Below are 11,794 nucleotides of genomic sequence, written 5' to 3' on the forward strand. Positions count from 1 at the left end.
CCGGCGTCACACCCCGACGAAGCTCACCGTCTCCGCCAGGTCCGCCCGTCCGGTACGCAGCCGCGGCACGCCCTCCCTCTCGAAGCCCACCGCGACACCACAGAACAGGACAAGCCCGTCATGGGCGCCGACGGTCCGGCTGACGGTCTCGCGGTACATCGTCCACATCACCTGGGGGCAGCTGTGCAGCCCTTCCGCCCTCAGCAACAACATGACCGTCTGCAGGTACATCCCCGCGTCCCCCCACTGCCCGGGGCCCATGGCCTGGTCGAGGTAGCAGAACAGGACGACCGGCGCCCCGAACGCCGCCGAGTTCAGGGCGGCGATCTTCCTGGGCCGGTCGGGGTCGTCACGCTCGATGCCCAGCGCCTGGTACCGCTGGGCGGCCGCGGCGGCGAAACGGTCCAGGTACGGCGAGGTCAGCTCGGCCGGGTACATCGGATACTCCCGCTCGTCACCCGGGTCTCCCGCCCGCGCCCTGGCCGTCGCCCGCCGTTTCAGCTCGGCCAGCGGCTCCCCGGCCACGACGTACAGCCGCCACGGCTGGAGGTTCCCGCTCGACGGAGCCCGCGTCGCGGCGGTCAGCACACGTTCGAGCACCTCTTTGGGGACCGGCTCGTCGCTGAACGTTCGCACCGCCCGGCGGCTGTCCACGGCTTCGTACACGTCCATGCCTTCTCGCCCTTCCACTCAGCGGCCCGTGCGGGCCGCGGCGTAGAGCCGTGCGGCCGTCACCGCCGCGCCCGCGACCGCGGCCGTCACCAAGCAGATCATGAACGTCGGATAGAGATAGACCACCTGGATCCACATGATGTCGCCACCCCGGAGGAGCACCCGCATGATCGGGACGATCGTGACGCACAGCGCGAGCGGGGCCAGATACGGCAGCAGCGGCCACCGCCGCCACCCCCGGCGCACGACGGCCCAGCGCCGGGAGCGGGCCACGCCCCGTACGGCCAGCCCGGCGGTCGCCAGGGTCAGCAGGACGAACAGGATGTCGGTGACGAGGTAGGGCGGCGCGGAGGGGATCTCGGGTGTGCCGCCCTCGATCAGGGCGACCAGGCCGTCCATGAGGGCGCCGGCGTCGCCGAAGGCCGTCCCGGTGTTCGCCATGACCGCGACGCCGTACCCCGACTCCGGCATCAGCAGCTGGGCGGCCGTGGAGGTGAACAGGTCGCCGTCGTGCCGGACGACGGGGGTGCCGCGGGCGGTTTCGCCGATCTCCCAGCCGAGGGCGTACTCCCCGTCCTGCTCGGACGGCGTGCGCATCTCCTTGACACTGTGAGGGGAGAGGATGCCGTTGTTCTGCGCGATCAGCCACCGGCCCATGTCGCCGGCGGTGCTGAGGATCCCGCCCGAGCCGTTGCCGAACCCGGACGGCTCCGGCACGGCCACGGCCCGGCCGAGGACGACCAGATGGCCGCGGGCACTGCCGGGCAGGTCGCGGTCGGTGTCGACCGTCCTGCTGTCGCGCATGCCGAGGGGCGTGAAGACGTGCGCGTGCAGGTACGCCGCGAACGGCTGCCCGCTCACCACCTCGACCAGCCGCGCGGCGACCTGGTAGTTGGTGTTGTGGTAGCTGAAGGCGGTGCCGGGTTCCGTGGCGAGCCTCGCCGTCCTCAGCCGTGCCACGGCGCCTTCGAGCGTGCGGGGCTGGGGCAGGCTCTTCTCGTGGAAGGCCGAGTCGGCCATGCCGGACGTCTGGTTGAGCAACTGCCGCACCGTGATCCGGGCGGCCCTGGGATCGGCCATGGTGAACTCGGGCAGGTAGCCGCGCACCGGCTTGTCCAGCTCGACCTGGCCCTTCTCCACCAGTTGCAGGACGGCGAGCGAGGTGAAGGACTTGCTGACCGATGCCACGGCCATGGGCGTGTCGGTCGTCACCGGCTCGCCGGAGGCGGTCCGGCCGTACCCGCGGCGTGCACGACCCGCCCGCCCTTGGTGATCGCGACCGCGACCCCGGGGAGCCCGGTCGCCTCGCGGTAGCCGGTGACGAAGGCGTCCACCGACGAGGGGGTGAGGTCCTGGGGCGGCGCCGGGCCGGACGCGAGGGGCAGGGCGAGGCAGAGCACGGCGACGATGTTTCTGAGCACCCGCCCAACGCTATGGATCACCCGCGTTCCGCGACCATGGCGAAGTCCCTCCGCTTTTCCTACGGAAAACCGCTATTCCCTCGCGGAAGCCGTGCGGGCCCGTAGGGCCGTCGTCCCGTCGCGCGGCGGGATGACGGCCCGGGTGCGGCGGTCAGGAGTGGTCGGTGATCTGCTGGAACTTGGTCAGCACGGCGCGCGGGTCGCTGCCGGGCGCCAGCGCGCCGCCCAGCTCGGCGGCCAGCGTGCCGCGCAGCTCCGCCCAGACCGGCTCGGACGTCGGGTCGAAGCGGGCCTTGGCCACCATGTCCACGATGGGGCTCACCTTCGGGTCCTGCCGCATGAGCGCCGAGGCGGACGCGGTCGTCGGCAGCAGGCCCTCCACCTTGAGGTACTTGGTGTAGTTGTCGGCCTGGTAGAAGTAGTCGAGGAACTCGCGGACGAGCTGCTGGTTGCCGTCCTTCTTGAAGGCCATCAGGTAGTCCTGGATGCCGTGCGTGGCCGGTTCGGCGCCGTGGTTGGTGGGGAACGGCGCGGTGCCGTACTCGATGCCCGCCTTGTCCACCTGCTCCAGGAAGGCCCGGGTGCCGAAGGACGCGTACACCATGGCGGCCTTGCCCTGGGCGAACAGCGGCCAGGTGCCGTCGGGGCGGTTGGTCTGGCCCGGGTTCGGCTGGGTGTACCCGTCCGCGGCCAGCGACTTGAGGAACTGCAGCGTCTCGACGGCGCGCTCGCCGTTGACGGTCCACTTGCCGTCGGTACGCCAGTCGGCGCCGTCGGCCCGCAGCCAGGCGCCGAACTCGTAGCCGCCGGCCTCGGCGCCGAGTGCCAGCGCGTACGGCACGTACCCGCCGGGCAGCGCCTTGATCGCCTTGGCCGCCGCGCGCAGCTCGTCCCAGGTGGCCGGCGGCTTGTCGAGGCCGGCCTCCTTGAGAATCTTCTTGTTGTAGTACATGCCGTTGACGGTGGCGACGAACGGCAGCCCGTACTGGACGCGATCGTAGGAGGCGTTCTCGGCGAAGGACGGCAGGAAGTCCGACAGCACCTCTTTCGACACCACCTCCTCGGCCCGGTACAGCAGGCCGGCCTCGGCGTAGTCGGCGAAGACGTTGCCGTTCAGGATGTCGGGGAACTGCTTGGTCTGGACCATGGTGTTGACCTGGCTCTGCAGGTTGCCCCAGTCGATGACCTGCAGCTCGACGTTCTTGCCGGGGTGCCCGGCCTCGAAGGAGGCGATCAGCTCGTCCCAGTAGGGCCGGGTGCCCTCGGTGTACTGGGCCACGACCAGCTTGATCGAGTTCTGGCCGGCACCGTCCGAGCCGCCGCCCGAGCCGCCGTCCGAGCCGCCGCCGCACGCGGTCAGCGCGAGCACGAGACCGGTGAACGCGGCCAGGCCGCCGAGCCGTCGTCGTCTTGTGGGGGTCATCTCACACCGATCTTTCTCGTGGTCACTTGGTGCTGCCCGCGGTGAGGCCGCTCACCAGGTGCTTCTCGATGAGCGCGAACAGGATCACCGCGGGCACGATCGCCATGAGCGCCGCGGCGAACAGGTACTGGTAGTTGGTCTCGTACAGGCCGACGAACTGCTGGACGCCGACCGTGAGCGGCACGCGGCCGCCCGCCGGGTCGTTGAAGAGCGTCAGCGCGATGACGAACTCGTTCCACACCTGGATGAAGGTGAAGATCATCACGGTGACGAGGCCGGGGGCGGCCAGCGGCAGGATCATGCGCAGCATGATCCGGAACCTGCCGAGACCGTCCATCATGGCGGCCTCGTCGATCTCCACCGGGATCGCGCCGAAGTGGGCGTGCAGGATCCAGACGGCGAAGGCGAGGTTGAAAGCGGAGTTGATGGCGATGATCACGAAGTAGCTGTTCACGCCGTCCACGAACACCGCCTGCCGGTACAGGCCGATGAGCAGCGCGACGGCGGGGAACATCTGGGTCACCAGGATCACGCTGAGGAACGCCGTACGCCCCCTGAACCTGGAGCGGGCCAGCACGTAGGCCGCGGGCGCGGCGACGAGCAGCACCAGCGCCGTCGAGGCGAGCGCGACGGTCAGGCTGACCCGGAAGTAGTCGGCCAGCGGGATGCGCCGCCACACGTCGGCGTAGTTGGACCACGCCCAGCTCCTGGGCAGGTAGTCGGCCGGGACGGCGAACAGCTCGGCGTCGGTCTTGAGCGATCCCAGCAACATCGCGGCGTACGGGGCGAGGAAGAACAGCGCCACCGCGAACCCGATGACCGGCAGCGCGACGGGACGGATCCGCGCCCACCCCCGGCCCGCCCGCACCAGCACCGGCCTGCTGCGCCGGACGGGAACCGGACCGCGCGGCGCCGCCACGGGCGCCCCGGAGGCCCCGGGAGCCTCCTCGGCGGGACGTTCCGCCGCCGGCGCGGGAGTCGCCTCGCTCGCCGACGGGTTGCGGTGGGGCCGCAGGACCAGCACGAAGGCCAGGATGAGCAGCAGCAGGAAGGCCACGTTGAGCACGCCGAGCGCGGCCGCCTCCCCCGAGTCGAGCTGCGCGGTGAAAGCGATCTTGTACAGCCAGGTCACGGTCGTGTCGGCGTGGGTGCCCGCCGTCTTGCCCATGATCACCCAGATGACCGTGAACGCGTTGAAGACGTGCAACATGTTGAGCACGAACGCGATCATGAGCGACGGCCGCAGGATCGGCAGCGTCACCCGCCGCCAGGTCGCCCACGCGCTCGCGCCGTCCATCCGGGCGGCCTCCAGCACGTCGTGCGGCACCGTCTGCAGCCCGGACAGCAGCACGTAGGTGGTGAACGGCATCGAGGTGATGATCCCGACCGCCATGATCGAGTACAGCGCGGTGGCCGGGTCCTTGTACCAGTCGACCGGCGCGGAGATGATCGACAGGTCCATCAGCAGCCGGTTGAGCAGCCCGTTGCCGCCCTCGTAGATGAAGCGCCACACGGTGGCGGTCATCACCAGCGAGGTCGCCCACGGCACCACCAGCGCGAGCCGGACGAACTTGCGGCCGTAGAACGGCTTGGACAGGAACTGCGCCAGCGCCAGCGAGAGCAGCATGGTCAGGCCGACGACGATCACCAGCCACAGCAGCGTGTTGCCGACCACCGGGCCGAGCGCGTCCTCCTTGAGCAGCCGGGCGTAGTTGTCCAGCCCCGCCATGCCCCTGACCAGCCCGATCCTGCTGATGTCGAGGAAGGACATGTAGACCATGTACAGCGCGGGGAAGCCGACGACACCGGCGATGAGCAGCGTGCTCGGCGTCAGCCAGCGCCAGGGCACGGTGCGCTCCCACAGGTCGGCGAGCCGGCCTGTCATGGACGTCCTCACGGCGCGTCCCTGAGGTTGGCGGTCCAGGAGTCGAGCGTCGCCTGCCACTCGTCGCGCTCCTCCGGCATGCCGGGCACCCCCGGCCGTCTCTGCCAGGGCAGCGGGCCGGACTCGCGCCGGTACTCGACGCCGATCGCGTCCAGGCGCGGCAGGTGGGCGGCCAGGCGGCGACGGAAGTCGGCCAGGTCCCGCTCGGGGCCCGACCAGACGGTCTCGGCGAAAGCCGCCAGCCGGGGGAAGGCCATGTAGTCGACGTGCCGGGTGGAGTCGATCAGCTCCGTCCAGACCCCGCACTGGGCGCCGAGCACCCGTTCGGCGGCCGGTTCGCCGCGCAGCTCCGGCGGGACGGGTTCGAAGGCGTAGACGTCCTCAAGGGTGAGCACGGTCCGGAACGGCATCGGCTCGTCGTCGCGCTCGCTCTGCCGGTAGTCCAGGTAGACGGCGGTGTTGGAGCAGTTGACGACGTCGTGCCCGGCGCGCGCGGCGGCCACGGCGCCCAGGTCGGCCCGCCAGGAGGCGACCACCGCGCCGGGGGCGAGGCCGCCCTCCAGGATCTCGTCCCAGCCGACCAGGCGCCGCCCCCGCTCGGTCAGGTAGTCGTCGAACTGGCGGATGAACCAGCTCTGCAGCTCCTCCTCGTCGCGCAGGCCCAGTTCCCTGATCCGGCGCTGGGCCGACGGGCTGCGCCGCCACTGCTCCTTGGGGCACTCGTCGCCGCCGACGCACACGTACGGGCCGGGGAACAGCTCCAGCACCTCGTCCAGCACGTTCTTGAAGAAGGCGATCGTGGCGTCCTCGACGTTGAGCACGTTGTGCCCGACGCCCCAGGTCGTGCCCACGCCGAGCGGGGTGTCGAGGTTGCCCAGCTCGGGGTAGGCGGCGATGGCCGACTGGGTGTGGCCGGGCAGGTCGATCTCCGGCACGACCGAGATGTGACGGCGGGCGGCGTAGGCGACGATCTCGCGGAGGTCGTCCTGGGTGTAGAAGCCGCCGTGCGGCCGGCCGTCCATCTCCCCCAGCCAGCCGACCTGGCTCTCCTTGCGCCAGGAGCCGATCTCGGTCAGGCGCGGGTAACGCTTGATCTCGATGCGCCAGCCCTGGTCGTCGGTGAGGTGCAGGTGCAGGACGTTCAGCTTGTGCAGGGCCATCAGGTCGATGAAGCGCAGCACGTCCGCCTTGGTCATGAAGTGCCGGGCCACGTCGAGGATCGCGCCGCGCCAGGCGAAGCGGGGACGGTCCGCCACGTGGACGGCGGGCAGTTCCAGCGGCCCGCGCGTGCCCGCCCGGCGGAAGGCGGCGGGCGGCAGCAGCTGACGCAGCGTCTGCGCGCCGTGGAAGGCGCCGGTCGCCGATCCGGCGTCGAGCGTGACCTCGCCGGGGGTGACGGTCAGCCGGTAGGCGTCGGGAGGCAGGTCGTCCAGGCCGAGCCTGATCGTCGCCGGTCCCGGGCTGCCGGGCAGCAGCTCGCCGCCGGTGACCTGGCTGAGCTCGCCGCGCAGCCACGCGGCGACCTCGCCGAGCGCGGGATCGGCGGTGAGCGCGGTGCTCCGGTCGATGACGAAGCGGCCCGGTCCGGCCTCGTAGGTCAGGGGCTTGGGGACGATCATTAAGCGGCCTCTCGGAGCTGACGGGGGGAGACTCTTCGCCCTGGGCGCGTTCCCGGGCATGACCGACGGTGCCCGTCGGCGGGAGGTCCGTGCCGACCTCCTTTACGAAGGAGCGCTTCATTACTAGCACCGGCCCGAAGCAGGGGTCAATGCTCATTTCTGCGCGAATCAGCCTCCCTTGCTCACCTTTGAGCCTCCGCGGGCTGGCATACTGGAGCCCGAGTTATTGAGGAGACCTGCGTTAGGAGGACGATGGCCCCGACACTTCGCGGCGGCGACCTGTCACGACTCAGGCAGCTCAACACCCTGACCGCGATCGCGGCACTGCGCGCCGCCGGGCCTCTGACGCTGACGACCCTGGCCGAGCGGACCGGCCTGTCGCGCCCCTCGACCAAGGAGGTCGTGGACGAGCTGATGACGCTCGGCTGGGTGGAGGAGACCCCGCCCGCACAGGGCACGGTCGGCCGGCCGGCCCGCCGCTACCGGTTCCGCGCCGGGAGCGGCCATCTGGTCGGGCTGGACATAGGCGGCCACAACATCCGGGCCGCCCTGGCGGACCTCAACGGCGTGATCCTCTCCGAGACCCGCCAGCCCGTGGAGCCGGACACCCCCCTTCCCGAGCGGCTGGCCGCGATCGAACGGGCGGTCGCGGGCTGCCTGGCGCTGGGCGGCAAGACCATCGAGGACGTGTGGATCCTCGCTGCGGGCACGATCGGCGTGATCACCCCCGAGGGGCGCATCCTGTACTGCGCCGCCATTCCCGCCTGGACCGGCTTCGACCTGGCCGGGCACCTGCGCCGGTTGTTCCCCTGCGAGGTGCTCGTCGAGAACGACAGCCGTCTGGCCGCCCGGGCCGAGGCGGCGCGCGGGGCCGCGCGCGACGTCGATCACGCGGTGTTCCTGCACGTCGGCCGCCGGATGGGCGCGGCGATCATCATCGACGGCAAGGTGCACCGCGGGTTCGGCGCGGCGTCCGGCGAGATCGCCATGCTGCCGCAGGCGCGCTGGTTCGACGCGTCCGAGCACCTGCAGCGCTGCGCGATCATCCCCGAGGGCGTCCCACCCGCGGACGCCGCCGGCTACACCCTGGCCGCCGCCCGCGCGGGCGACCCGGTGGCGCTGGCGGCGGTCGACCGGTACGTCGACGACCTGGCCGTCGGCACCAGCGCGATGGTGCTCCTGCTCGACCCGCAGGTCGTCGTGCTGGGCGGCGGGTTCTCGCGGTCGGCCGACGTGCTGCTGCCGCCGCTGCGCGACCGCCTGGCACGCGCCTGCATGCGCCTGCCCGACCTGCGCGCCTCTGCCCTGGGTGACGAATGCGTGGTCACCGGCGCCATCGACCATGCCGTCGCACGCCTCGACGACCAGCACTTCACCCCGGACGCCCCCTTGCCCGCCCCCCGCTGACCCGGGATGTTTCCGCCCCGGCTGGCGATTGGTCTGTTTCGCCGGGAATGAAACCACTGATACCCGGGTGTCGCTGATGGCTACCGTGGCGGAGTGCACACAGTGATCACGCGAGACGGCCGCGCCCTTGCCGTGGAGCAGTGGGGCGTCCCCGACGGGACGCCCGTCTTCTACCTGCACGGCAGCCCCATGGGACGCCTGGCCCGCCACCCCGACGACTCCTTGTTCACCAGGCTCGGCATCCGATTGATCACCTTCGACCGCCCCGGTTTCGGGAGCTCGACGCCGCTGCCGGGACGGCGCGTGGTGGACGGCGCGGACGACGTCGCCGCCGTGGCCGACGCGCTCGGCCTCGACGAGGTCGCCGTCTACGGGGTCTCCGGCGGCGGGCCGCACGCGCTGGCGTTCGCCGCCCGCCACCCCGGCCGGGCCGTCCGGGTCGCCTCGCTGGCGGCGCTGGCCCCGCGCGACGCCGAAGGGCTGGACTGGACGGCCGGGATGATGGAGGGCAACCGGCGCAGCGCCGCGGTCGCCCTCCAGGATCGCGAGGCCATGATCGCCCACCTGGGGGCGGACTCGTCCGGGCCGCCGCAGTTGCCGCCGTTCGAGGCCGCCGTCCTGACGCGTCCCGAGGTCAGCGCCATGTTGTCGGCCGCGTACGCCGAGGCGGTCCGTCCCGGCCTCGGCGGCTGGGCCGACGACGTCATCGCCCTCTTCGGCAGCCCCTGGGGGCTGGACCCCGCCGCCATCACCGTCCCGGTCCGGCTGTGGCACGGCGAGCTGGACGGGGTCGTGCCGGTCGCGCACGCCCGCTGGCTCGCCGCCCGCATCCCCACCGCCACGCTCACCGTCCAGCCCGACGCCGGGCACGCCGGGCACTTCGACGCCACCCCCGCCACGCTGGAGTGGCTGCTGCACGGCGACGAACCCCTCGGCGACAAGGAGGCGGCGGCGGCCGTCACGACCTAGGCGGCACGCCGGCCGGCCTGCCGTTCAGTGGGGGATGGTGTCGATCAGTTCGCGGGCGCCCTGGCGGAGCAGCGCGACCGCGACGGAGGTGCCGAGCGTCGCCGGGTCGAGCGGGCCGGCCCACTCGTGCGCGTCGAGCACCCGCTTGCCGTCGGGGGAGAAGACCCGGGCGCGCAACGACAACCGGCCGTCGCGCTCGGCGCGGGCGTGACCGGCGATGGGCGAGTTGCAGTGGCCCTGGAGCACGTGCAGCAGCATGCGCTCCGCCGTGATCTCCCGCCACGTGTCGGCATGTCCCAGACCGGCGACCGCGTCGACGGTCGCCGTGTCGTCCTCCCGGCACTGCAGGGCCAGCACGCCCGCGCCGATCGGCGGGCACATCGTCTCCAGCGACAGCGCCTCGGTGATGCGGTCCGGCCGGCCGATGCGCTCCAGCCCGGCCACCGCCAGCAGCAGCGCGTCGGCCTCGCCCGCGTCCAGCTTGTCCAGGCGCCGGTTGGCGTTGCCGCGCATCGGCACGCACCGCAGATGCGGGTGGGACGCGGCCAGCTGGGCCACGCGCCGGACCGACGACGTGCCGATCCGGGTGCCCTCGGGCAGCGCGTCCAGCTTCAGGCCGCCGGGGTGCACGAGCGCGTCGCGCAGGTCGTCACGCTTGAGGAAGGCCGCGAACACCGTGCCGGCCGGCAGCGGGCGGTCGGCGGGCACGTCCTTCATGCAGTGGACCGCCAGGTCGGCCTGACCGGCCAGGAGCGCCTCGTCGACCTCCTTGGTGAAGGCGCCCTTGCCGCCCAGCGCCGACAGGGCCCCCTGCCACCGGTCGCCGGACGTGGTGACCGGGACGACCCCGGTGCGGATGCCGGGATGCCGGTCGGCCAGCTCCCGCCGGACGCGCTCGACCTGGGCGAGCGCCATCGGAGAGGAACGCGTCACGATGCGGATCAGCTCGGGGACGGCCATCCCCCGATCGTAGGGCGTCACCTTCGTGCCGCGCGGGCCAATCCCGGAGCTCGCCATGGATGGCCCGCCGAGGGGACGGCGGCTTAGGGTACGGATCATCAATCGCCACGGGGAAGAGGACGGGGACGTACATGATGGCCAATGATCCGGCGCGGCCGACGCTGATGACGCGGATGGTCGCGGCGTACAAGGGCGAGGTGCGCGCGGACGAGCTGGAGGCGTACCGGCGGGCCGGGGGGCTGGTCTACACCGAGCTGGAGCGCGCCGAGGAGCTGCGGTTACGCCTGGTCCAGGAAGGCGTCAACCTCTGGCACGACCCGCGGTCCGCCTCAGGGCAGCTGCTGTGCACCTGGAACGCGTTCGTGCTGCAGACCATCGGCGAGCAGCTGCTCGACTCCGACTACAGCGCCGACCCGCGCACCGCGGGCTACGTGCCGCCGGTCACCAGCCGGCAGGTGGCCGCCTGCTTCGCCCAGGTGGAAGGCTGGGTGTCGCGCGCGAGGCAGGCGGCCGGCAACACCCGCTATCTGGTCGAGACAGAGCTCCAGCTGCCCGCCGACCTGCCCGAATGGGCCGAGGCGGACCCGTGCCCGCTGCCGCATCTGCACGGCATGCTGGCCGCCACCCGCGCGATCCGTCGGCACGCCGAGGTGGCCTTCGGCGTGTTCGAGCAGACCGTCGCCGACGACCACGACCACCAGGCCGACCTGCAGCGGCTGCGCCAGCTCGTGGCCGAGGCCGCCACCGCCGCCGACTACGCCGAGGGGCTGCTCAAGGCCGATCCGCAGCCGAGCCTGCACGAGGCGATCGAGCAACGGCTCCAGCGGTCGCTGGAGCTCTACTACCACGTGGGCCAGCTCATCGCGATGCCCAGGCACATCGCCACCTACCAGAGCACCGCCACCAGGCCCGCGGCGACGTACCAGTCCCTCGACGCGAGCCTGCGCGACCTCGACCCCTGGTGCCTGACCGACCCGCAACGGCGGGACTACTGGCAGGCCGACCCCAAGGCCCGGCAGGCCGTCAAGGAGATGTGGGAGTACGACCCCGACCCGGCCGCCACCCTCCACATCCAGGCGCAGATCGACGCCGCCTTCCGGGACGGCGCCATCGCCTACGCCGTCGACGCCGCGGGCAAGCCGCTCGGGAGCTACTACTGCTGCCCGTTCCCCGCCATCTATTCGGTGCGCAGGCCGGTGGTCATCTCCGGCAGGCTGCTGCGCCCCATGCAGCGGTTCACCTTCGAGGCGTCGGCCGAGGAGATGGAGAGCGGCGGCCCGTTCCGGCGCGAGATCATCGTGGCCGACTTCAAGCCGACGAACGAGATCGACTACTGCGACCCCGACGGGCTGCACGGCGACTAGGACGGCGTCCGGTCATCGGGCGGGCCACGGAAGGAAATGCGGCGCGAGACGGGCCGGACCGTGATTATCCACGG

Annotated in this window: 10 protein-coding genes; 3 read left to right on the top strand and 7 right to left on the bottom strand. The window is 71.9% G+C overall.

All coding sequences use genetic code 11. From position 1 onward, the window contains the following. Positions 1 to 6: 6 nt before the first annotated feature. The 6 genes from ABZ459_RS40170 to ABZ459_RS40195 all read right to left on the bottom strand — a co-directional run bounded on the left by ABZ459_RS40170 (position 7) and on the right by ABZ459_RS40195 (position 7,020). Positions 7 to 672 (bottom strand): nitroreductase, encoded by a 666-nt coding sequence (locus ABZ459_RS40170; RefSeq protein ID WP_357982350.1) that lies wholly within the window; start codon positions 670 to 672, stop codon positions 7 to 9. Between the two features lie 18 nt (positions 673 to 690). Then, positions 691 to 1,866 carry a serine hydrolase domain-containing protein gene (locus tag ABZ459_RS40175; RefSeq protein ID WP_357982353.1) on the bottom strand — a complete coding sequence of 392 codons (1,176 nt, stop codon included), beginning with the start codon at positions 1,864 to 1,866 and terminating at the stop codon, positions 691 to 693. A 14-nt stretch (positions 1,867 to 1,880) separates the two neighbouring features. Beyond that, entirely contained in the window at positions 1,881 to 2,093 is a 213-nt protein-coding gene (locus ABZ459_RS40180; protein ID WP_357982356.1) for a hypothetical protein, read from the bottom strand. A 151-nt stretch (positions 2,094 to 2,244) separates the two neighbouring features. Continuing rightward, the gene (locus ABZ459_RS40185) at positions 2,245 to 3,516 is read right to left on the bottom strand and encodes an extracellular solute-binding protein (protein WP_357982359.1); all 1,272 of its coding nucleotides are present in this window, start codon (positions 3,514 to 3,516) and stop codon (positions 2,245 to 2,247) included. 22 nt (positions 3,517 to 3,538) lie between these two features. Continuing rightward, entirely contained in the window at positions 3,539 to 5,401 is a 1,863-nt protein-coding gene (locus tag ABZ459_RS40190; protein WP_357982362.1) for an ABC transporter permease subunit, read from the bottom strand. An 8-nt stretch (positions 5,402 to 5,409) separates the two neighbouring features. Next, positions 5,410 to 7,020: a beta-N-acetylhexosaminidase gene (locus tag ABZ459_RS40195; protein WP_357982365.1), complete on the bottom strand. Its 1,611-nt coding sequence runs from the start codon at positions 7,018 to 7,020 to the stop codon at positions 5,410 to 5,412. A gap of 252 nt (positions 7,021 to 7,272) precedes the next feature. On the opposite strand from ABZ459_RS40195, the gene ABZ459_RS40200 reads away from it, so the two are divergent. Then, positions 7,273 to 8,427 carry an ROK family transcriptional regulator gene (locus tag ABZ459_RS40200; protein ID WP_357982368.1) on the top strand — a complete coding sequence of 385 codons (1,155 nt, stop codon included), beginning with the start codon at positions 7,273 to 7,275 and terminating at the stop codon, positions 8,425 to 8,427. A 93-nt stretch (positions 8,428 to 8,520) separates the two neighbouring features. Beyond that, positions 8,521 to 9,396, top strand: a complete 876-nt coding sequence (locus ABZ459_RS40205; protein WP_357982371.1) for an alpha/beta hydrolase — start codon at positions 8,521 to 8,523, stop codon at positions 9,394 to 9,396. Between the two features lie 24 nt (positions 9,397 to 9,420). Here ABZ459_RS40205 and hemC read toward each other — a convergent pair whose 3' ends face one another. Continuing rightward, entirely contained in the window at positions 9,421 to 10,356 is a 936-nt protein-coding gene (hemC, locus tag ABZ459_RS40210) for a hydroxymethylbilane synthase (protein ID WP_357982374.1), read from the bottom strand. Positions 10,357 to 10,487: 131 nt separating this feature from the next. Between hemC and ABZ459_RS40215 the strand changes: the two genes are divergently transcribed. Beyond that, complete coding sequence (locus ABZ459_RS40215) at positions 10,488 to 11,720, top strand: hypothetical protein (protein WP_357982377.1); 1,233 nt, start codon at positions 10,488 to 10,490, stop codon at positions 11,718 to 11,720. Positions 11,721 to 11,794: the final 74 nt, after the last annotated feature.

This window comes from Nonomuraea sp. NPDC005692, assembly GCF_040631115.1.
In the GTDB taxonomy this organism is placed as follows: domain Bacteria; phylum Actinomycetota; class Actinomycetes; order Streptosporangiales; family Streptosporangiaceae; genus Nonomuraea.